At 48.6% G+C, this 22,236-nt stretch carries 20 protein-coding genes; 3 read left to right on the forward strand and 17 right to left on the reverse strand.

Annotated features, from left to right (window positions below):
* The first annotated feature begins 67 nt into the window (after positions 1-67).
* The gene (locus ACFQ03_RS10245) at positions 68-1,687 is read left to right on the forward strand and encodes an S-layer homology domain-containing protein (RefSeq protein ID WP_379287945.1); all 1,620 of its coding nucleotides are present in this window, start codon (positions 68-70) and stop codon (positions 1,685-1,687) included.
* 82 nt (positions 1,688-1,769) lie between these two features.
* Here ACFQ03_RS10245 and ACFQ03_RS10250 read toward each other — a convergent pair whose 3' ends face one another.
* The 12 genes from ACFQ03_RS10250 to groES all read right to left on the reverse strand — a co-directional run bounded on the left by ACFQ03_RS10250 (position 1,770) and on the right by groES (position 13,098).
* A complete protein-coding gene (locus ACFQ03_RS10250) occupies positions 1,770-2,882 on the reverse strand; it encodes a copper amine oxidase N-terminal domain-containing protein (RefSeq protein ID WP_379287947.1) in 1,113 nt (370 codons plus the stop codon).
* Positions 2,883-2,949: 67 nt separating this feature from the next.
* Positions 2,950-3,651, reverse strand: coding sequence for a hypothetical protein (locus tag ACFQ03_RS10255; RefSeq protein ID WP_379287949.1), 702 nt, complete (start codon positions 3,649-3,651; stop codon positions 2,950-2,952).
* Between the two features lie 101 nt (positions 3,652-3,752).
* Positions 3,753-6,245, reverse strand: coding sequence for an S-layer homology domain-containing protein (locus ACFQ03_RS10260; protein ID WP_379288031.1), 2,493 nt, complete (start codon positions 6,243-6,245; stop codon positions 3,753-3,755).
* 116 nt (positions 6,246-6,361) lie between these two features.
* Positions 6,362-7,129 carry a tyrosine-protein phosphatase gene (locus ACFQ03_RS10265; protein WP_144941273.1) on the reverse strand — a complete coding sequence of 256 codons (768 nt, stop codon included), beginning with the start codon at positions 7,127-7,129 and terminating at the stop codon, positions 6,362-6,364.
* Positions 7,130-7,491: 362 nt separating this feature from the next.
* A complete protein-coding gene (locus tag ACFQ03_RS10270) occupies positions 7,492-8,031 on the reverse strand; it encodes a hypothetical protein (protein WP_379287951.1) in 540 nt (179 codons plus the stop codon).
* 77 nt (positions 8,032-8,108) lie between these two features.
* On the reverse strand, positions 8,109-8,591 hold the full coding sequence (locus ACFQ03_RS10275) for a hypothetical protein (protein WP_379287953.1): 483 nt from the start codon (positions 8,589-8,591) through the stop codon (positions 8,109-8,111).
* 122 nt (positions 8,592-8,713) lie between these two features.
* Positions 8,714-9,052 (reverse strand): TetR family transcriptional regulator C-terminal domain-containing protein, encoded by a 339-nt coding sequence (locus ACFQ03_RS10280; RefSeq protein WP_379287955.1) that lies wholly within the window; start codon positions 9,050-9,052, stop codon positions 8,714-8,716.
* 56 nt (positions 9,053-9,108) lie between these two features.
* A complete protein-coding gene (locus ACFQ03_RS10285) occupies positions 9,109-9,291 on the reverse strand; it encodes a TetR family transcriptional regulator (protein WP_379288033.1) in 183 nt (60 codons plus the stop codon).
* 240 nt (positions 9,292-9,531) lie between these two features.
* Positions 9,532-9,972, reverse strand: a complete 441-nt coding sequence (locus ACFQ03_RS10290) for a VOC family protein (protein WP_144941265.1) — start codon at positions 9,970-9,972, stop codon at positions 9,532-9,534.
* 126 nt (positions 9,973-10,098) lie between these two features.
* A complete protein-coding gene (locus ACFQ03_RS10295; RefSeq protein WP_379287957.1) occupies positions 10,099-10,923 on the reverse strand; it encodes a helix-turn-helix domain-containing protein in 825 nt (274 codons plus the stop codon).
* 185 nt (positions 10,924-11,108) lie between these two features.
* On the reverse strand, positions 11,109-12,737 hold the full coding sequence (gene groL / locus ACFQ03_RS10300) for a chaperonin GroEL (RefSeq protein ID WP_144934556.1): 1,629 nt from the start codon (positions 12,735-12,737) through the stop codon (positions 11,109-11,111).
* A gap of 79 nt (positions 12,738-12,816) precedes the next feature.
* On the reverse strand, positions 12,817-13,098 hold the full coding sequence (gene groES, locus ACFQ03_RS10305; protein ID WP_144934559.1) for a co-chaperone GroES: 282 nt from the start codon (positions 13,096-13,098) through the stop codon (positions 12,817-12,819).
* Positions 13,099-13,428: 330 nt separating this feature from the next.
* On the opposite strand from groES, the gene ACFQ03_RS10310 reads away from it, so the two are divergent.
* Entirely contained in the window at positions 13,429-13,809 is a 381-nt protein-coding gene (locus ACFQ03_RS10310; RefSeq protein WP_144934562.1) for a glyoxalase superfamily protein, read from the forward strand.
* A gap of 73 nt (positions 13,810-13,882) precedes the next feature.
* On the opposite strand, the gene tatC is transcribed toward ACFQ03_RS10310, so the two are convergent.
* From tatC to ACFQ03_RS10330, 4 genes are all read right to left on the reverse strand, one after another.
* The gene (gene tatC / locus ACFQ03_RS10315; protein WP_144934564.1) at positions 13,883-14,635 is read right to left on the reverse strand and encodes a twin-arginine translocase subunit TatC; all 753 of its coding nucleotides are present in this window, start codon (positions 14,633-14,635) and stop codon (positions 13,883-13,885) included.
* Between the two features lie 126 nt (positions 14,636-14,761).
* Positions 14,762-15,016 carry a twin-arginine translocase TatA/TatE family subunit gene (locus tag ACFQ03_RS10320; protein WP_144934567.1) on the reverse strand — a complete coding sequence of 85 codons (255 nt, stop codon included), beginning with the start codon at positions 15,014-15,016 and terminating at the stop codon, positions 14,762-14,764.
* 203 nt (positions 15,017-15,219) lie between these two features.
* Positions 15,220-15,711, reverse strand: coding sequence for a MogA/MoaB family molybdenum cofactor biosynthesis protein (locus ACFQ03_RS10325; protein ID WP_144934570.1), 492 nt, complete (start codon positions 15,709-15,711; stop codon positions 15,220-15,222).
* 134 nt (positions 15,712-15,845) lie between these two features.
* Positions 15,846-16,451, reverse strand: coding sequence for a 5-formyltetrahydrofolate cyclo-ligase (locus ACFQ03_RS10330; protein WP_379287962.1), 606 nt, complete (start codon positions 16,449-16,451; stop codon positions 15,846-15,848).
* Between the two features lie 312 nt (positions 16,452-16,763).
* On the opposite strand from ACFQ03_RS10330, the gene ACFQ03_RS10335 reads away from it, so the two are divergent.
* On the forward strand, positions 16,764-18,689 hold the full coding sequence (locus ACFQ03_RS10335; protein ID WP_144934576.1) for an ABC-F family ATP-binding cassette domain-containing protein: 1,926 nt from the start codon (positions 16,764-16,766) through the stop codon (positions 18,687-18,689).
* Between the two features lie 235 nt (positions 18,690-18,924).
* Here the strand turns inward: ACFQ03_RS10335 and ACFQ03_RS10340 are convergent, their stop codons facing one another.
* Complete coding sequence (locus ACFQ03_RS10340) at positions 18,925-21,744, reverse strand: hypothetical protein (protein ID WP_379287964.1); 2,820 nt, start codon at positions 21,742-21,744, stop codon at positions 18,925-18,927.
* Between the last annotated feature and the right edge of the window lie 492 nt (positions 21,745-22,236).

The following is a 22,236-nucleotide window of genomic DNA, read 5'->3' on the forward strand; positions in this document are numbered from 1 at the left end:
TTTAAAGGATAATGATACTATTACTTTTAATATTTTGATTACGCTTGAAAGGAGGTGAAACTATACAATGCTTTCTAATAAAAACAATCAATTGCGAGGGAGAGATAGGAACTTGTTTAAAGCTTCTGTTATGAAAAAGATGTCCGGTCTTCTCGCGACCCTTATGATCGTTTCCATTCTTACTCCGCTGCTTGCTTTTGCATCCGGATTCGGAGCGATTACATATAAGGCGAACGGAAACGTAACCGGCAGTGTTTATTTTGACGGAGAGCTTGGTGAAGCTCTTAAAGGGGAATCTTCCGTCATTCTTGCAGTTTATGATGAAAAAGGTAACAAAATTAAAGATATTATCGCCAATAAGGACACATCTAAGAATGTCACTGATGTTGTGTACTTTAACATCGATGGTACAATAACTGATGTGACCTACAAGAAAGTTAAATTCCAGTATAACGATGTAGTATCTGACTGGGTTTACAGAGAAACCTCTGGCGGTAATCCAGGCGGCAGTTACCCTGGCGGCGGCTTTGGCGGACCGATAGGCAGCATCGTTGATTTTAACGGTAAAGCCGACGCTTACAGACTGGCTGACCTGCTGAAAGAAAACAAAAATGCATCTTTGGAAATCCAAGGCGATTTTGTTCTTCTTCCGGCTTCCGCACTGGTTGAAGGGGAAACTCTGACCATCTACAACGAGAATACTTCCTTCACTCTTCCGATCAAAGCTCTCAAGCTTGAAGATCTGGCTAAAGAGATGGGCGTAGAGCTTGAGGATCTGTGGATCCGCGTAGAAATGAAAGAAGTTAAAGATGATGCACTTAAAGCTATTGAAGATGCAGTTAAAGCTCTGAATGCTAAGCTGATCGCTACTCCGTACGACTTCAAAGTAACGGCTGAAGCTGGAGATAAGACGAAGGCTATTACTTCCTTCGGCAACACTTACACTAACAGCTCCATCAACTTTGAAGGCAGTGCAGATGCCAGCAAATCTACTGGTGTTGTGTCCAACTCGAATAAACTGGCTTTCGCACCTTCCGTATTCAGCAAAGATGGAGACAACTCTAAAGTTACCATCAAGCGGAACGGAACCGGCGTTTACGCGGCAATCGAAACGGACATCAGCTTCAACGACGTAGCTTCCCACTGGGCTAAGTCCTATGTTGATCTTCTGTCTCACAAACTGATTGTTGACGGCTATGAAGATGGAAGCTTCGGTCCGGAGCGCAACATTACTCGTGCTGAATTTGCAGCTATTGTTGTACGTTCCTTAGGTCTGAGTGCAAACGCAAGCTCTTCCTCTACCTTCTCTGACGTTCAATCTGGCGATTGGTACGCAGGTGTTGTTAGCGCAGCAGTTCAAAGCGGACTTGTTGATGGTTACGAAGATGGAACCTTCCGTCCGAATGCCCAAATCAACCGCGAAGAACTGGCCGCAATGGTAGTAAGAGCGCTGGCTTATGCCGGTAAAGATGTGAAAGTATCCAGCACGGAGCAAGATGCCCTGTTGGCGAAATTCGCCGATGCGGACAGCATCGTGTGGGGTCAAGCTGAACTGGCTGCTGCTGTTAAAGCAGGAATCGTTGACGGCATGACTGACACTACGATTGCTCCTAGAAACGATGCAACTCGCGCTCAAGCAGCTGCGATGCTGAATCGTCTTCTGAACAACGCAGGCTTCATTAACTAATTCTCTTATCACAAAGCCTCGATACCGAAGTATCGAGGCTTTATCTTGTTATTTACACTTATTGTGCTTCCCCCGCTTACCCCTACTTCCCTTTCCTCATAGAGGACAGCAAGTCGTTAATCACTTCCTGCTCCTTCTCCGATTTAATTCGCTCGTACTCCTCTCTATACTCTTGTACCGCGCTGGTGTCATACCCATTCCTGCTCAATTCGTTAGACAGGCTGTTCATGATCTGATCAAATTCGTTGTCAAAGCCGTTTAGCTTATTCTGACCTTCCGTAATTAGGGAGCTGTCTCTGGTTTGTTTAAATTCGTTAATGATCGCACTTAGTTCAGACTCCGCCTTGCTCTGCAGGCTGCCTATTTGAGCCTCCGCCTCTCCGATTATGCTCTCATAAGAAGGTTTGGTCGCTCCGCCGCCTGTATCGCCGGAGCCATCATTGTTGCCTCCTCCACCGCCTGTACCTCCGGAACCGCCATTGTTGCCTCCGCCGCCGCCGCCGCCGCCATAACTAGGTATTCCGGGACCTCCGGAGCTATTCGGTGGGCTAGGAAAGTCTATTTGTTCTTTGGACGTTTCCCCGGATTGTTCTCCCGATGGTTCCTTCGCTGGTTCTTCCGGTTTCTTCGGCGTTTCCTTCTTCCCGATGGTTACTGTATAGGTGTCTTGATCCCAGCTCACCTCAAGCCCGAGAGATTCCGAGACGAATCGGATAGGGACATACAACGTATCTTCGAAGATCATTCCTGGCAGGCCCTCTTCCGGCCACTTTTGTTTTCCATCAAAGATGTATTGCACTGTCTCGAAATAAACCGAAATCGTGGTCGGACTTACCGACTCGCTTGAAGCAGCTTCGGGGGTTCTGACCACCCGATTAAGCTTATAGTCTTTAATCATGGCCTTTTCCTGCTTGCTGGGCTCCTGAATAGTTACGGTATAGGTTTCTTGATCCCACAGAACGGCTTTGTCCAGAGAGTAGGCGACAAACCGCAGGGGTACATAGGTGCTTCCCAGATAGATAAAGCCCTCTTGCCCTTCTGGAGGCCTCATGTTTTCCCCGTTCATTTTAAATTTGAGGGGAGCATAATATACCTGAATTTCTTCACTGATCTGCTGAGCAGAAGCGCTGGTCATCATTCCCAGGAATAGTACGATGGATAATAGCAACGCAAGGACTCGACGCAGTTTATTCACAAGTCTCACCTTTCCTTACAATAGTTTAGATGCTGCAGCTGTATCGCCAATAGATAGAGTCGGGGAATTACTTGCTGGCTTTAGACGACGATTCTTTCAAGCTGTCTTCATAAGATTTCCCTTGGCTCAGGCCTAGCTTGGCAGCAATCGCTATAAGCTCGTCATATTCTTCTTCGCTCAGCTTTTCCAATATCACCTTCTTCGCTTCCCTCTTCTCTTCCACCGACATTCCGCCGGAAGCCAGGTCCATCAGCGTTTTAATGTCTGAGGCGCCCAATCGTTTGAGAAGAACCGAGGTCACCTTCGTCTTATCCTGCAAAGTAATCTGTTCCTGAGCCTTCGACGCCTTATCCGGAGTTATGTTGGCCTGATATTTTCCTTTGTCAGCGGCAGCCTCTTCCTTAGTCTCCTTAACCCCGGAAGAAGGAGGTTGTCCGGAATCAGAGTCGGAAGCGCCACCAGAATCAGGGCCGCTAGTTGGATCAGGGACCGCCTCGCCTTTGTCTTCAGGAACTGGGGTTCCCGACACCGGAACATTCTTATCCCCTTCCTTGGAATCAGACGTTGCCGAATCAGAGGTTCGGTCGGGAGAGTTATCCTGTCCTCCCGGTTGGGACACAGCTTCCAGCTCCAGTCCCGCCGAGATCGACCTGAGCATCCGGTCGACCGCATAATCCATGGCGAAATAACCGCCTACAACAAGAACGATTAGCAAAGCCGCCGACCATCCTAACCATTTCTTCCATTTCCGCTTCTTGATGTTGTCCACCCCCATGGGCCTTGGTTGTTAAATGCTGCAAATAGCCTTCTTCTAAGCAAATTCCTCCTCTCAGTCTTGGGGGAGAGGAGGAATTATTCGACGGGACCTGTTTACTTATTCAAGAGCCTGTAGATCATCACTGCGGCCTGGGCTCTTGTCGAGTTGTTATTAGGGTTGAACCTCTGATTTTCTTCCCCTATAATAATCCCCTCATAAGCCGCAAGGGATACTCCGGGCATAAGAGTCGAATGAACTTCACCGGCATCTATAAATAGCTCGGCGGCCTTTTCCATGTCAGGCGTCATCTGATAACCTCTGGCTTCCATCAACGCCCGGGAAGCCATGGCGGCCATTTCGGCGCGGGTAATGTACGCGTTAGGCTCGAACTTGTCCTCCGATCGGCCATTAACGACACCGTATTTCACTGCAGCAGCCACGTATGGCTGGAACCAATCCTGATCAGAGACATCGGAGAATGATTCCGTAGCGGTGGAATCCTCCAAGCCCAGCACTTTAACAATCATCTTGGCGAACTCTGCACGTGTTACGAAATCCCGCGGATTAAATTCTCCTTCCGCCCGGCCTTCCACAATCCCTTTAGAACTAATCACTGATACCTGACGGCCAGCCCACTGCTTGACTTCATCCAGATCATGGAAGGAAACATGGTTCTCAATCACTCCATAGACCGAGAAATCCTTATTGCCCACGATCAACGCCTGCTGATCCGGATCATACATTCCTCCTTTTACCAAAGTCTTGCCCTGATCGAATTTAACCAGAGCAAGGAGCTCTTGATCATGGTTACCCGGGGAAGCCGGAAATCTAAGCTCTACAGGTGTACTAAACGTAGTGAGCGGCTTGCCGCCCGCATCAAAACTCAGCTCATAGACATCAGAGACCAAGGTTTGATGAGCCGCTGTGGCTGGGCGATCCAGCTTTTCCACTTTCCAAATGGTGTCCTCTTGCAACTGTTCCATATCGAAAGTCGCAGTAAGGCCGTTAATCCGGACAGCAATCGCATCTATTCCGTATTCCTTGGCCAAATCCATAAGCTCCTTCTTGATAGGCAATTCGGCCCTGGATACCTCTTCCAATTGGCCGAAATCAAGCGTGAATACAACTTTGGCAGGGCCAGCATCCGGATTTGTTTGCTTAAGCTGTTCATTAGCTTCATTTGCGATGGCCTTGACGTCCTCCAGAAGGTCCCTTAAGTCCTCTACATCATAATCCGCTTTGGCCACGCCATTTTCTATCTTTAAGTTTTCGTTCAGTTTCGCCACAGCCACGGCACGAATCGCTTCCTCCACCGCTTTCCTGGCTTTTCCCCTGGCTTCATTGCGGGTGTATGAACCCGGTGCTGATTCGAGTCCGGCTATCACTTTAGAGATTGATTCGATGGCCTTACTCACATCCGGCCTATGGACGGGAGGCGTTGGTGAATACCCTCCCCCACCATTCCCCCCACCTGGCCTGGGAGGATTCGGAGGGTTTGGATGCTTCGGAGGCCCCGGAGGATTTGGGGGCTTGGGAGGATTTGTAGGAGCTACGATCCCCTTCCCCATCTCAATAGTGCCCTTATAGATCAGCATACTCATGTTCTTATATTCCAAGGTGGCGGCAATGTCCGCTTTGGCTGATTCCACATTATCCGGAAGAATAAAACGTCCTTCCTTCCCGTAAATCTCGCTATCGGATACTACCTTCCAGCTCAGATATGGTAATTTATTAATTTCATAGCCGAACAGCCTCAATGTTGGAGTCAAAGTTTTCCCGTTATTCGTTGTTTGCGGCACAAATTCGATTTGAGAACGAACCAGAACTCCCGCCACGGCCAGCTGTACTTTGTTGTCCGGATCAAGAATATCCGAGAATAATTTCCGTGTCTTCCTCAAATCTTCCGAGGTCACATTGAGCTCTCTAAGCAATTTGCTTATTTTCAAACTTTTGTGCTGTACAACGATCTCAATCGCCTGATCCACCAGCTTGTCCGCTTCCTCTTTAAATCTGCCCTCGATCACTGCTACGAACAGCGAAGGAATTTCCTTCCGGACCAAAGCTTCCAGCTCGTCATAGACCTTCTTCCTGAATTGTTGAAAATCTCCCATACCGATGCCGGGTACGCCGGCCACTTTAGACAATTGATTGAACATTTTGCGTGCCTTGGGATCGCGATGCAGCTCTTCCAAATCCTCTATTAATGTTTCATCGTTAATTGCCGCCATTCTCTGAATCAACCAAACCAGGTTGTCCAGAGTCAGGTCCGGGTATTTGACCTTATCGTCTGCCTTCGATTCCAGCCTGGCCCAGATCGGTGCAACCAAGGCTTTGGCTGTGGCTGCGTCCAGAGATGCCAATCTTGATCTTAACTCTTTAATGACCTGTCGTTCTTCCTCTGTAAAATCCTTGGTTAATTCCTTTATCTGGCCTGCTATTTTATCCGCCAGCTCTGGTAGAGGCAGCTCGGAAAAGTCTGAAGCGGCTGCTCTCTGGATTCCCAACTTATTCGGCCATTCGTGTGAGCTGAGCGGCAGCACAGGCAGCGAGCTTAAAACAAAACTCGCGGCTAGCGAAGACACCAGCATCTTCTTCTTCATACCCATCAACTTCAACTCCTTATCCTCCATCTACCATAATCCGAATTACGAACCATATATTAGGAGACTTGTGCAGATTACAACAAATACTAGCACAGTTAATTTTGTGGAACAATATTACTTCAGGACCAGAGCCGGTACCATTTTTTCTTGATCGGAATTGGCTCCGAGCAGATCGAAATCGATTGGTTCTCTATGATCGCTTTCGCATTCTTTTGATAATAAGATGAGTACATGGACCCAATTTCGGTATCGATTTCAGCATAGGCCTCTCTCAGGGAAAATGGTCTTTGGGTTACGTTATGAGCATCTGAAGAAATAAAATGAATCCAGTTTCTTCTGCACATGTCCAAGCTCAGGTTTCGAATAGCAGGGCCGAATAAGCCAGTGATCGAATGGGAGGTCAATTGGCACAGAACCCCTAATTCTATTAGTTCGAAGAGTTGGGCAGGGTTCTCGGCAATTTCCTTATTGCGTTCAGGATGGGCCAGGATCGGTGTAATTTGCATAACCTTCAATTCATGAATAAGCTCTTTAATTGAAGGAGGAATACGGTGGGACGGGAATTCAATCAGTAAATAACGAGAGCCGTTCAATGTGAAAAGGCTGCCGTTATCCATATCCGAGATCAAATCGGAATACACCCTCACTTCCTGGCCCGGACAAACCTGCAGCGGAATGTCCTGCCTTTTCAGCTCTACGGTCAACCTCTTTACATTTTCCTGTGTCCTGCCTGCCGGGTTATCATATTTCCCATTAGCATGATGTGGAGTTGCAATAACTGTCCCGATACCTTCCCGCACCGCCATTCTCGCCATTTGCAATGAATGTTCCAGAGAAGGAGAGCCGTCATCCACGCCGGGAAGAATATGGCAATGAATATCTACCATTCTATTAATTCTCCTATCCTCCATAATTACACCTATTTTATGGATTACCCCATTCTCGTACAACCAACCATGGTATGAAAAAAACTGTTCTAAAAGCCTGCATCGTTGTTCTCATAAATGAGGTTAAATATTAGTGCCATTACCCTACGTCGGGTTAGAGTGTCTTCATTCGTTAATGCCGTCAAAAATAAGCCTGTGCCTTTTGTCCTTACCAACTAATGATGCCAACCCCTGCAAAATAAATAAGGATGCTTCGAATAGGTGAGGTCACCTTCGGAAACATCCGGGAATGGAATAATAAAAAACTGCCCCAGAAGTAATATTTCTACTACACTGTGACAGTTTATATGAAGATTTGTCTTTTATTCTTTATATAATAACTTATCGTTGGCCGAATAAGCTTCGTAAATCAGTTTGCCGGGAACGTTTTCTTCCCTAATAGAATAATATAAATAGGTATTCTGCTCTCGATTGATCGTCCTATTAAAACGATACTCCTCGCCACTTTCATCGAAAGCGATGAAATGATCGATTTCTTTATCCCGACTGAGGATGAGGATGATATCCAGGTTATCTTTTCCTTTTTGTTTTAACGACTTTATTTGGGCAGTAAATGGATCGCCGCTGCTTTCATTTGGAATAGCGATTTCATCATGAATTGACCAGCCCCAATATCCTTTGGATACCAGGTAAATGTGAAAGCCATTCCCGGGATACAATACGGCCAATTTATTGTCTTCATCAACCTCCACCATAGTACCGGGCTGCCCGGATTTCTCTTTCAGAGCGTCCCACTCCGTTGGATTGACGATATATTTGTCCCAGACAAATTCCTTGAGAAGAAACAGCAAAATGAATACAGAAATAACGATAAGAGCATTTCTTTTAGATTTTGTTGTCATAGAGAGATTTTGGCCCTTTCTATAATTGTTTTCTACATGTTAATTTTATAAATCCCTCCGGCTATATAACGGTATCCTTATCTGGATAATCTGGTACGCCTGAATAGAACGATTCCGAACCCGCCCACTATAGGAGTCGCGACAAGTAAAGCCATCATGAACGTCCGGGCTTTATCCATTGGAAATCTAGTTGACATATGAATCTGCCCTAATCCTCCACCCTCACAGGACATGCGATCAAACACTGTATAATCGCCATCAAATAACAAAACAGTTTCTGTTCCTTTGATATCAGCAGTTGTTCTTTCTTTCTCTAATTTAATCTGTTCATCTTCTAATTTACATTGTACTCCTTGAATATCCAGATTAGCCGGAGTCCCCCACACTGCTACGGTTTTCGATGGTCTAGTTGAGGAAAAGGGTTCACCAGGATTAATGACTTGATTGGAAAACTGGCCCGGGGGTTGTGCTTGTTTATATACCATCCAAGCACCAAAAGGTCCTACGATGATAAACAGCATACATGATAAAGCAAATAGGGATACCGTTTTCTTTGTCATTTATCTCACACCTTCACTGGGGAAACATATCATTTATTCCCTCTTAGAAAATACGTAAATCCCTGTACTTCGTTTCAACGTCTTCCAATCTTTCTATAGCTAGTTAGAAGGAAACCGAGTTTCTATTTATCATAACATAGCTTACTAAAATAATTACCGATGTAAGTTTCAACTATGCTTTCATCAAAATGAGACGGATAAAAAATGGCTTGAAGGGTTAATCCGTCTATAAAAGTATATAAGCCGACCGATTCTTCGTCTATGTTCAGATGGTCTTTTAAAAGATTATTCTTAGCAAGAACCTCAATCATATATCTCATAAATTCTTTTGTTGATTGACGTATTTGTTCGTTATATTCACTTAATTTTTCATCTTTCATTGCCATTACAGCAAAATTGAACCACGCTTCAATTTCCATCCTTTGTTCAGGGTCCTTTAACGGGATCAATTGCTTGAGCATTTTAATAACCCCTTTAAATACGTCATCACCCTCTTGGATAGAACGGGATCCTCTCCTCACCCCTTTTTAACAATAACTCCATAGCATACACATATACACATATACACATATAGCTCCTGTTGATTGGAAAAATAGTATTGTACGCCCCCTATAGTTAAACCTGCTTCCTCTGCTATTTTTCTTACTGTCAACCTTTCCAATCCATATTTCATCAATACCTTAAAAGTTGCTTCCCCAATTCCGCATTAATCGACTATGATTTGTATCACAGAAAGTAGTTTACTTAGCTAAGTGGAATGAAGAAATGTGGGATAACCTTTTTTAGAAATCAAAGTGACACAATCGGTTCTTTAGACATACAAACACCCCTTCGGGTAATTTTCCTAAAGGGGTGAACCGGATTAATTTCAAACCAACCGTAGTAGAATTGGATGGGATTCTATTATGTTGTCTTAGCAACTTAAATCAAGGTAGTGTTATTATAGTTCCTCAAGGGGCACATCCTTTATATGTGTTGCGATCCACCATATGTGTCCAAAAGGATCCATTACTCCTCCACGTCGATCCCCTTCAACATGATTTTCTACAGGCTCCAGTTCCTTTGCACCCGCATCAATAGCTTGTGCAAAAAGTGCATCTACGTCATCAACATAAAGAAAAATATGCATCGTAGCCCCTCCAAGAGACTTCGGACTCTGCATTATCGGATATTCCGGAAACTCGTCAACGATCATGATTGGCGAATCACCGATCTTGATCTCCGCATGCCGAACCTTTCCATTGGCGTCTGTTATACGCATCAATTCAGTGGCCCCAAATGCCTTTTTGTAAAACGTTATGGCTTCGGCTGCATCCTTGATAATCATGTAAGGTGTCACAGCGTGATGACCCTCTGGTATGGCTTTTGTTTTAGGTGTCATCAAACATTCCTCCATTTCTTAAAAATTGAATGCGTTCGTCCCAAAAGACCAGGTCACATATTGGGAACTATGCATCAAAATTATTCTAAGTCATATTGGAATGAGTTGTATTGTAAAAAAATGACCCTATTGATCAAGCGGAACATGGTTTTTTTGTTTACCTTGAAGTGATTGATAGGTTGTTGGGCAAATGCCGGAAAAAGACCGAAAATCGTGGATAAAATGTGCCTGGTCATAATAACCGCAAGACAAAGCGATATCTATCCAATTCACTTGCTCTCCACCTTCGATGAGACGGAGCACATTCTGAAAGCGCTGAATACGGCTAAATTGTTTAGGTGTCAATCCGACTTCTTCCTTGAATACTTGAATAAATCTACGTGAGCTCAGGCCTATACGTGCAGTAACATCAGCAATTTTCCACTGACTAGGGTAGTCCTGGAATTTACTTATTGCGAATATAACAGCAGGATGGTGTTCAGATACTCCGGTCATCATCCTGATTAAATATTGTTCGAGAATTTGAAATTTAGCAAGCGGCGTTTTAGCTTCAATGAGCTGTTCCCGCATTTGGTCCGCTTTTATTCCCCAAAGTGTTTCCAAAGAGACGTGCTCATTGCACAATTCATTGGCTGGCAACTTCAGAAATGGGAAAGCACCGCCAGGCTTAAAATGGACACCCATCGTTGACGCTTGGCAGGCTGTGTCGATTACGGCGAATTCTGATCTCGGACCAGAGATCAGGCTTCCACGGAAGCTTTTGAACCGATTATGATTCTTTTGATCGTATACTTTAATCAAATTTTCTTCTAAGTTGATAATCATTTCAATGGAGCCGTCTGGAAATACACGCTCCATTTCATGAGGCGGGTTGTAACCTTTATATAACCAAAAAATATTAATAAAACCCGACAAAGGCGGCTGTGGGTGGTATGTACGGAATAAGGCCACTACAATCACTACCTTTTATATTGTCCCAAAGACATTTTCCTAATAATACCATAGAATAAGGTGGACAAATAATAAAGAGCTGCAAAAAAAATCCCCCCTCATTAATTAGAGGGGGGTTCGCAATCATAATTCCGCTCACATTCTAAGTGACAATCCTTGGTGTATCAAGGTTTTTACGGAACGACTTACATCATACCGCCCATGCCACCCATTCCGCCCATGTCAGGCATAGCCGGCTTATCTTTCTCAGGCTTGTCGGCAATGACAGCTTCGGTGGTCAGGAACATAGCGGCTACGGAAGCTGCATTTTGCAGTGCGGAGCGGGTAACCTTCGCAGGGTCTACGATTCCTGCTTCGATCATGTTCACCCATTCGCCGGTTGCTGCGTTGAAGCCTACGCCGATTTTCTCGCCTTTCAGGCGCTCAACGATAACGGAGCCTTCCAGACCAGCATTGCTGGAGATGGTGCGTACCGGCTCTTCCAGTGCGCGAAGAACGATGTTTACACCAGTCTTCTCGTCGCCGGAAGCATCTACAGCTGCTACAGCATTGTATACGTTAACCAGCGCAGTACCTCCACCGGATACGATACCTTCTTCTACTGCAGCACGAGTAGAGTTCAGGGCGTCCTCGATGCGCAGCTTGCGCTCTTTCAGTTCGGTTTCGGTAGCTGCTCCAACTTTGATGACAGCTACGCCGCCGGACAATTTAGCCAGACGCTCTTGCAGCTTTTCTTTATCGAATTCGGAAGTAGTTTCTTCCAATTGGGTTCTGATTTGCTGGATACGAACTCCGATATCCTTCTTGTCGCCGGAACCGTCCACGATGATCGTGTTTTCCTTAGTAACACGAACTTGACGGGAACGTCCAAGCTGCTCGATGCCGGTCGATTTCAGCTCAAGGCCGAGCTCTTCCGTGATCACTTGACCGCCGGTCAATGCAGCGATGTCGCCGAGCATAGCTTTGCGGCGATCTCCGAAGCCAGGAGCTTTAACAGCTACGCAAGTGAATGTACCGCGCAGTCTGTTGACTACGAGGGTAGCCAGAGCTTCGCCTTCAACGTCTTCTGCGATGATCAGCAACGGACGTCCTTGCTGAACTACTTTCTCCAATACAGGAAGAACTTCCTGGATGTTGGAGATTTTCTTGTCAGTGATCAGGATGTACGGATCTTCCAGAACAGCTTCCATCTTGTCCGTATCCGTGATCATGTAAGGAGAAATATAACCGCGGTCGAATTGCATTCCTTCCACGACTTCCAATTCGGTAGCGAAGCCTTTGGATTCTTCAACGGTAATAACTCCGTCGTTGCCGACCTTTTCCATTGCTTCTGCAATCAGTTGGCCAACTTCTTCGTCGCCGGAAGAAATAGCGGCAACTTGAGCGATAGAGTTCTTGCCTTCGATCGGCTTGGCGATCTTCTTCAGCTCTTCTACAGCTGCTTTAACCGCATTCTCGATTCCTTTGCGGATAACCATCGGGTTAGCGCCGGAAGTAACGTTCTTCAGCCCTTCGCGGATCATCGCTTGAGCCAATACGGTAGCGGTAGTCGTTCCGTCACCGGCTACATCGTTAGTTTTGGTTGCTACTTCTTTAACCAATTGAGCTCCCATGTTTTCGAAAGCGTCTTCCAGCTCGATTTCTTTCGCAATGGTCACGCCGTCGTTAGTGATCAACGGGCTTCCGAATTTTTTCTCAAGAACGACGTTGCGCCCTTTAGGACCCAAAGTCACTTTTACAGCATTTGCTAAAGCATCTACACCACGGAGCATCGCACGACGTGCGTCTTCGCTAAACATAATGTCTTTGGCCATGTTATAAACCCTCCTATTTCAATAGGTACTCAAAAAATTTACTTTCTCTAACGTCGAAACGAATCGATATCTATCAGGTTTAAGCTAATACAGCGAGAATGTCGCTTTCACGCATGATCAGTAGCTCGCGGCCTTCGAATTTCACTTCGGTACCAGCGTATTTGGAGAAGAGTACACGGTCTCCTTCTTTAACTTCCAAAGGAATGCGTTCCCCGTCTTTCACCGCACCGCTGCCTACTGCAATTACTTTGCCTTCTTGCGGCTTTTCCTTAGCCGTGTCGGGCAGAACAATACCGCTAGCAGTAGTTTCCTCCTTAGCAATGGCTTCGATAACAACGCGATCGCCTAACGGTTTGATCATGGATAAATAGCCTCCTTTAATTTTTGCTTTAGCGGCCTATGTAGCCGAATTAGCACTCGTTCGATTCAAGTGCTAATAACACTTTTTATCATAAACATTTTCCAATGCTTTTGCAAGTAGTTTTGAGGGAAATTTCATATTTTTTTGCCGCTCTGAGTAAAAAGAACACGTTCCGCGGCCTCAGCCCTTCAGCCGAGGAAATTTGAAGCGTTTTCCATTGCTCCACCTCATTTTTCAAACGATGCCGCACCCGGTTTATTTCCCTCTTTAGGTTCGCTACAATACGATTGAGGCCGAAGATTTTATCTTGAAAATGAGGAGGCTTTTTTCATGGATTCTTTAAACGGCAAGTTCACATCGGTTACGCCTATTCTGCGAATCTTTGAAGATAATAAGGCTAAAGAGTTCTATCTCTCTTTCCTGGAATTCCAATTGGATTGGGAGCACCGGTTTGAGGAAGGAGCCCCGCTGTACATGCAGGTCTCCCGTGACCAAACCGTCCTTCACCTTTCGGAACATCATGGGGATTGTTGTCCGGGCTCTGCTATTCGTATTCAAACTGAGAACATTGCCGCCTTTCATGAAAGATTGCTGTCCAAAAATTACGCATATGCCAAACCCGGGCTGGAAACAACTCCGTGGGGTACTTTAGAGGTTAGCGTTACGGACCCTTTCGGCAATCGGCTAATCTTCTACGGCCATCCCGAATGACCTCATTCCTATAATCCAAGCAAAAGAAAGCCAGGGCACCTTCCCTGGCTTCCATACCATTCAATTATGTGAATCAATCTCCGAATTCTTCTTCCCACTGCCTGTCCCTCTCCAACTGCTTGCGATAGATCATGCCCGACAGGAAAACACTGAATTCGTATAACAGAATCAGCGGAATGATAACGAGGATATCGGAAATCAAATCCGGCGGAGTAATTACCGTACCGACAATCACAAGTATCATATAGGCGTATCTGCGCATTTTCCGAAGACGCGGGGGGGTGAGAATTCGCAGTTTGGTCAGAAACATGACGACGATGGGAAGCTCGAACAGCAATGAAATCGGCAGCAAAATGTTAAACATGAAAGAAAAATATTGTATGATCCCGTAGGTTTCCGTCAACCCGATGCTCCGGTTAACAGAAGATGTAAACATGAAGGCCATCTTGAACACAATAAAATAAGCAAAAGCAAGCCCAAGAAGGAACATCACAACCGTAAACGGGATGTACCTCAGGGTAGCCCTTCTTTCCACTTCCCGCAGGCCGGGTCTGACGAAAGCCCAAATCTGATACAAAGTAAAGGGCAGGACCACAATAAGAGCAATAATAAAAGCAAACTGCATATAAACCTGGATACCATCCCACAGGGAGAAAGCATTCCATTCAATCTCCGAAGCGGGCGGCACCGATTTAAAATATTCCAAAAGATGAATCGCCGCAAAGAAGCCGCCGATCATCGCGATGACCAAAACAACAATTACCCAGATCAAGCGTCTGCGCAGCTCAGACAAATGCTCGACCAGGGTCATCGATTCTTCCTGCATAGCTTCACCAACCGATCTTTCTCTCTGTGAAGGCTGTCCAACCCGCCTTCATGACCTGCAGCAGAATCAGTGCCGGGCCGATTGAACTTAAACCTTATGCGTCAGCACGAAAAACCGCAGCCCGGATCAGTCCGGGAGTCTTTTCGTATCGCGAGTGCGATCGGAGTCTTCAGACATGGAAGCGCGAGATTGGGTATCTTCCTGATACACCTCTTTACGCTTGGGCTGATCATCGTCCGGCATAATATCCTTCGCTCCGTTCTTGAATTCCTTAAGCGTTCTGCCGAAGGCCCGTCCCAGCTCGGGAAGCTTGTTCGGTCCGAACAACAGGAGCGCGACCAGAATAATCAATATAATTCCAGTAGTTCCGATTCCTGACATCCTCTGCAACTCCTCTCTGCTTTATATCTTGCACCGGGGATGCCGGTTAAAGCATCCGCAGTTCTTTCAATCATATCTGCAGACAAACCATTCCTGGGCGTCTGCCGCAATAATTGATTCTATTATACCCCCAACCCTGTTGGATGTACAATCAACAAAATATGAACGTCCATTGAACAAATCATGACCAGAATATGCTAAAGCTACATTATTTCTTTATTCTTCCTGCCGAGAGCATTCAGTGCTGCCGGAAGCTGTTCGATAATGGCTCTCATTCCCTCATGAACACCTTCCGGATGTCCCGGCAAATTGATAATTAGAGTCGATCCGCGGATCCCGCACACACCTCTCATCAGCATGGCTTCCGGAAACTTCTGCATCGACTTCATTCTTATGGTCTCCGCCAAGCCGGGAACCTGCTTGTCTACGACCTGCAGCGTCGCTTCGGGAGTGACATCCCGCGGACCCAGTCCCGTGCCGCCTGCCGTAAAGATAAGATCCGCTTGATAATAGTCGGTCATCTCGATCAATGACGCCATAATCTCCTTCAATTCATCGGGAACAATTCGGTACTCCACAATTTCTCCGTTCATCTCTTCCTCAACCAATTCACGGATAACCTGGGCGCTGGTATCTTCCCTCTCGCCTCTGGATCCTTTATCACTGGCGGTAAGAATAGCCACTTTCCAGCGCATGAGAGCTCCTCCTCTTCCATAACTGTTTGATGATTTTCGCTTCGGAACTTCCTGTCCGGCCGTTGCCTAGAGGCAAGACCGGTTTCTTCCATCATATAAATAACGGGCGCCGCAATCAACACCTGTACTGTCGGTTAGCGGATAACGGCGCTTTCCGTAATCAGAACGTCCACCCTGTAGTCGTGCTCTTCTTCCGGCACTTCCGGAATGATCTGCACATCGAAGGCCAGAGCCAGCCTGACGGGAATCATCAATCCTTGCCGCCCGTACCGGGAGAGAAAACGATCATAGAATCCGCCGCCGTACCCCAACCGTCTCCTGCAGGCATCGAAGGCCAGGCCGGGCATAAGAATACATCCGATCCGGTCGAGCTTCGTCCATACCGGGCAATCCGGCTTGGGCTCCCGGATCCCCCAAGGGCCGTTCTCCTCTACTTCCTCCATGGAAGAGATCATGACCGGCTCCATCTCCTTGCTAACCGGGTTAGATCGCGGAGCGGTTACGGGAATATGCCGGCCCCAGGCCCATTCTATAATCGGCGTAACATCAAGCTCCGTTCGGAAGGGGAGGTAAGTAAATAATGCCCGTCCCTCCGACAACAAAGAAGACTCCTCCGTTAAATACCGGATAGCCTCTTGGCAGATCCTTTCGGATTTCAAACGGCGCTCGGATTCGGCGAGGCCGGATCGCCGCGCCTCGGCTTCCCGGCGAAGCCGCCGTTTCCGGTCCATATCGGTCATGATATATGCATGCCCCTCTTGTCCTCGATTGATCTTGTAGACTAATTGTAGCATAACGGCCATATGGAAGAATAGCTACTTTGGAGCCGTTTCCGAAAGAGCGCTATCCAGTCAATATCAACTGTCAAATAACATACAGGCCGTGGCGGCAGCCAAGCACTTTTGGTTGGAAGACCCTCCCCTCTTTCGATTATCCGGCACTCCTCCCGCTTTCTGAACCGACGATTTCCGGTACTGGTCCGAAGCCCATCCATCAGTTAAACTAGATAGTAGTTATCCCGATGCAAGTATCTATTCCGGAGGTTAATATAAATGCTGCTTCAAGCTTCAAATTTATGTAAAAATTACGGTGTTCGCCCTGTGCTCACCAACATCTCCCTGCAAATTTCGGAAAGGGAACGAATCGGCCTGGTCGGTGTGAACGGAGCGGGCAAATCAACGCTTCTGCAAATTCTGGCCGGCGAGCTTTCCTATGACAGCGGGGAACTGTTCAAATCCAAAGAGGCACGGATCGGTTATTTGGCCCAGAACAGCGGATTGAACTCGGAACGGACCCTCTATGAAGAGCTGAGAACGGTATTCTCTCATCTGCTGGAGCTGGAGCAAGAGCTTCGCGAACTGGAAGTCCGCATGGCTGATCCCGAGCTTCTGAACAATGAGAAGCTTTATGAAGAAACCATGAATCGTTATGCGGCCCGTTCGGAGACTTTCCGCGAGCAGGGCGGCTATGAAATGGAAGCGAAAATTCGCGGGGTTCTACATGGGATGGGCTTCGGAGACTTCCCTCCGGACACCGTGGTGAGCACCTTAAGCGGAGGGCAGCGGACAAGACTTGCCTTGGCCAAGCTTCTGCTGCAGGAGCCCGACTTGCTGATGCTCGATGAGCCCACCAACCATTTGGATATCGCTACACTAACCTGGCTTGAGGATTACCTGCGGGGCTACCCGGGCTCGATTCTGGTCGTCTCTCACGACCGGTATTTCCTCGATGCCCTTGTCCAGACGATCTATGAAATCGAGAGGCACTCTTCCCGCCGGTATACGGGGAACTACTCCCGTTATATCGAGATCAAGGCAGCCGACTATGCCGTTCAGCTTAAGCACTATGAGAAACAGCAGGAAGAAATCGCCCGAATGGAAGACTTCGTCCGGCGCAATCTTGCCCGTGCCTCCACGACCAAACGTGCCCAGAGCCGCAGGAAGGCATTGGAACGAATGGAACGGATGGACAAGCCTCTCGGCGATTTAAAGAAAGCCTCCTTCTCCTTCGAAATCGATCGAACGTCCGGCAAGGAAGTGCTGCGCGCCGACCAAATAGCCGTTGCTTACGATGGGCATGAGCTGTTCACGAATGTCTCCCTGCACCTGAATCGGGGAGAGACCGTGGCTCTGATTGGCCCTAACGGGGTCGGCAAATCATCTCTGCTGAAAGTCATTACCGGCCGACTGAAGCAGGAGCGGGGAACCTATGAATGGGGGAGCAACGTCACTATCGGCTTCTACGATCAGGACCAGTCAGGACTTAATCCCAATCATACCGTCCTTGAGGAAGTGTGGAATGCCTTCCCCCATTTGGAAGAGGCCCGTATCCGCACGGTGCTTGGTAACTTTTTGTTTAGCGGGGAAGATGTGTTCAAGAAAATTTCCGCCTTAAGCGGAGGGGAAAAAGCACGGGTTTCCCTGGCCAAGCTGATGCTGCTGAACGCCAACGTCCTAATCCTGGACGAGCCCACGAACCATCTCGATCTGTTCAGCAAGGAAGTGCTGGAGGCCTCTTTGATCGATTATGAGGGAACCTTGCTGTTTATTTCCCATGACCGGTACTTTCTGAATAAAATGGCCGAGCGCGTTCTCGAGCTGTCCCGCGACGGGATTACCGGTTATTTGGGGAATTATGACGACTATATGGAGAAAAAGCAGGAGCTTGCCGAGCTGCAGGCCGAAAGCGAACAAGAGAAGCCCACGAACGGCGGCCGACAGCAGCCTGTTGAACCACAGAACGATTATGAAGCGGATAAAATAGCCAAACGGGAGGAACGCACCCGCAGGCGCAAGCTGGAACAACTGGAGCAGGAGATCGCCAAGGTCGAGCAGGAGATAAGCGATCTTGAGGCGGAACTCGCTCAGCCGGAAATCTTTAACGATTACGTCCTCGTACAGCAGAAGAACAACGACCTGGAACAGAAAAAAGTGCACCTCGAGCAGCTGTACGAGCAATGGGCAGAATGGATGGAATAGGCTTGACGTGCCGAGATTCGTTCGTCTGCGGCGCACCTTGTCGGGGGATGGTCCAAAAGGGACTATCCCCTTTTTCGAGGCTTTTGGATCAATAGCTGATGGGGGCCCCAATAGCGAAAAGCTTGCCTTCCTTTATCATCCAGCAGGCATCGCTATGCCGGTCACTGATTCGTTAAGTAATTGATTAAAATGACGCTTGTCTTAGTCAAAATTGAATAAATGTGCGGAAGCATTTTCATCCGTCGGACGACTCCTCCACCTGCTCTTCCAAGGAAAGAAGCAGCAGGGGAACGGCCGCATAGGTCATCATCGTCCCCGCGGCGACAATGCCCGAATCATTGAAGAGGAATGCCGTAACCGTTCCGATGGTTATGGCCGCCCAGCCGTTGAGGAAAGCGGGATAAAGCCTTCTCCACCTGCGGAATCTCCGCGGCGGCTTCACCAAGATTGCCAGCATGACCAGAACGCAGGTCAGAACCACTTTGCTCCAGATGGACGCCCCGAGCAGGTGCACGTTCATCTTCAGCTTCCTCACGAGAATGTCCTTGATCTCCGCCAGATCTCCCGCCGCCAAATACCGAAAAGCCTCCCCGATATGACTATGCTGCCCTCCCTTAAACCATACATTGGCCACCCATAGAACCAGAATGCCACCCACCAGCAGAAGTCCCAGAAGAACCGCTGTCCGCAGCTTCATCCCACGCGCCTGGAACTCATGTCCCGGCTGTTTTGGCACCGGCTTTCCGGACCGGGACGTCGTCCGCCCGAACTCTTCCCCTCCAGAAACCGTTAGTACGTATTGTCCCAGCCCGGGTTGACGCCCAATAGATGCCCGGTCAGTGTGAGCTAACTCCGGCTGCCCGGATCGGGGCGTTTCTCTAAGTACGGGCAGATTTCGCAAGGGAATGGGAGGGCCCAGATAACGGACAGCGCCTGCGCCTGTCTTCGGCATCCGCCCTCCACCCCGCAGCGATGGCTTTTCCGGCCAAGCAGAAAGCGGCGAGGACCATCGCTCCCCTCTGCGCAGGCCGAACCAGGCCGCCCCGCAGGTCACTGCGGCCGTTATGGCACCACCTGCATTAGCCCCGCCGACCGGAGAAGCCAGATAGATCAGCAGTGCGACATACAAAGCCGCCAGTCCCCAACGGAACAACCGATCGGCTGCAGGAGCTGTTGGGCCGATCGCGCGGCCAGACCGGGCGGCTGCGGGAGACGCCGGGCGCTTCGGCCGGCCAGACCGTCCGGCCGCAACTGAAGCGGACCCGGGCATAGAACCCGCGGGCAGGCTTTGCCGCTGTTGGGCCCATGCCATCGTTCCCAACACAGCCGCCCCTACCAGCACCCCCATTAGTTCATTGCCGATTCCATAGAACCGGGCTCCGATAATCGGATCGTAACCAAGCACCGAGCGTTTCATGACGTTCGCTCCGGTCCAGCCGTCCAGCATGAGCACGGCTGCCGTGGCGAGGCCGATCCAGGTGCAGCCGGCCCAGAGGCTCCTCCGGACCAGCCACAGACTGATGGCTGCCAAAACAACCGGCAGCAGCGCTATTTGCGCGGCATTCCATAACGCCGTACCCTCTGCGCTGGCCAGGGATAAGCCTCCGACGCCCGGCTTCGGGCCATGGATAGACAAGGTCCCATTCAACCCGGGGCCCAAGGCAAACAGTAGCAAGGGGGCCGCCGGAATCGACCACAACAGGCCGCGCACCAAGGGCCGCCCCTCTTTTTTACGGGACAACGCATAATAAAGCCCGATTAATAACACCCCAATTTCATATACCGTAAAAACGGATAACAAAGGGAGCCTGACGCGATAAACCGCCTCCATCCGCCCTATTTCCCCCAGCAGGTATGCGAGCGGGTCGGCATGCGGCTTGATCTGAACGGCTTTTCCCGTCCATTCCGCAGCTCCGGCCAAACCTAACCGCTCGGTAACGGACGGGGTCAGATCCCACATGACGGCAACTCCATCCCGGCGGGTGGACTCCGTATAAATCAACCCCCTTCCGCCATCGTTGCGATGCATAATCCATGGAGCCATCGTCAGCTTCCTCTTGGCAGCATCCGAATGAACTACTGGGGATAAGATCCACAGATCTTCCTTATCCGCAATCTCCCGGCGAACATTTCCTATGAACGAATCCATTTCCTTAAGTACATCCTGCATTTGGGCCGCGAAGCTTTCCTCCGAATAAAAGGATCTAACAGCATATAACCGCTGCAAGTCCCCCAATTCAATAAGCGTGACAGAACGATTGTCCCTCTGTTTCCACTGATCCAGGATGGCCGAATAGTCCGTGCTTACCCCTCCGGCACGCCAGGGCGATGATCTCAACAGAGACCGGCTGACATCCCCCTGGGCCACGGTTCCCTCCAGATTCATTAGCGCCAATGGCGCGTACCGTTGAAGACCTTTCGCCGGATCGGCTTCCGAGACTATATCCGCATTGCCCCAGACATTGGTCTGAACCTGATTCCTTCCTAAAATGTCTCCCAACGAACCCGGCCTTCCTCCATAAGAAGTGGCCCGGTTCGTACTCGCCAGCCCTTCAATAGCGGGAACGAAAATCGCTTCCTTCCCGGAAGGGCGTCCGGTGTATCGCTGATATAGCACATCAGCCGGAACCTCCTCTACCGTTTCCCAACGGTTATACCCCTGAGCACCGCCGCTCACACTCCGTCTTCCCGCTCCGATGGAAGCGTAGCTGTCTTTGCCCCCTTGCCCCGCAAGCCTTGCATTGACCGCCCCCAGCACTCCTTCCTGCAATAGCCGGCTCAACTCCGGCATCACCCTTAAGCTGGGCTCCCGAAGCTCCAGGAAAGACAAACCGGGGATAGAGATAATCGTCAAGCGCTCCGCTGACTCCCTCTCTTCGGACGAGTTCACACGATGAACCGGCTGCCCGGAGACAGGGCTTCGCCGCGCTATGTTGTCCTTCAGATAAACCTGTCCCAGATGCCCCAGAACAGCGAAAAACAATATGTACCCGGCCGATACCAACAGCCCTGTAAGTAACAGCAAGAAAGAACGAACACTGGATTGGGACCCCATTTTCTTCCTCCCGGTCTTGTGAAAGTACGCCAGAGGTTACTTGAAAATAAAGATGACTTCCAATCATCGCCCCATGACTTCGGCCAATAGACGTTTACCTTAATCTGGAGCTTTGAATAGATCCGCCAATTCCTAGTCTCGTCTTGAATCCCTGCAGACATACTCCGTACAAATACCTTCCAAGAATAGCCCCGGCAATAACCCGATTCTCGCGCCAAATCTAAACAACGGACGCACTTGAATTCCAATTAGACGCGTCATTCCGGGTACGGCACCGGCAAAAATGAAAATAGATGGATTTCTCAAGGTAGTCCCCATGCCGCTGACGCGAAGCCTTCCGATGGAGAAATCGACACGAGGTGAGTGGTTGGCTAATTTCAGGTATTCGTTTAATCCCTTTGTGCATTTTTTCATCCTTCCCGGAGCTATCCACCCGCTAAAAAAAAGCCCTAACCGTGTATCTGCTGCGAGCTTTCGCCTGGTTTCTTTTAC

The sequence above is a fragment of the Paenibacillus residui genome (genome assembly GCF_042677205.1).
Classification (GTDB): domain Bacteria; phylum Bacillota; class Bacilli; order Paenibacillales; family NBRC-103111; genus Paenibacillus_L; species Paenibacillus_L residui.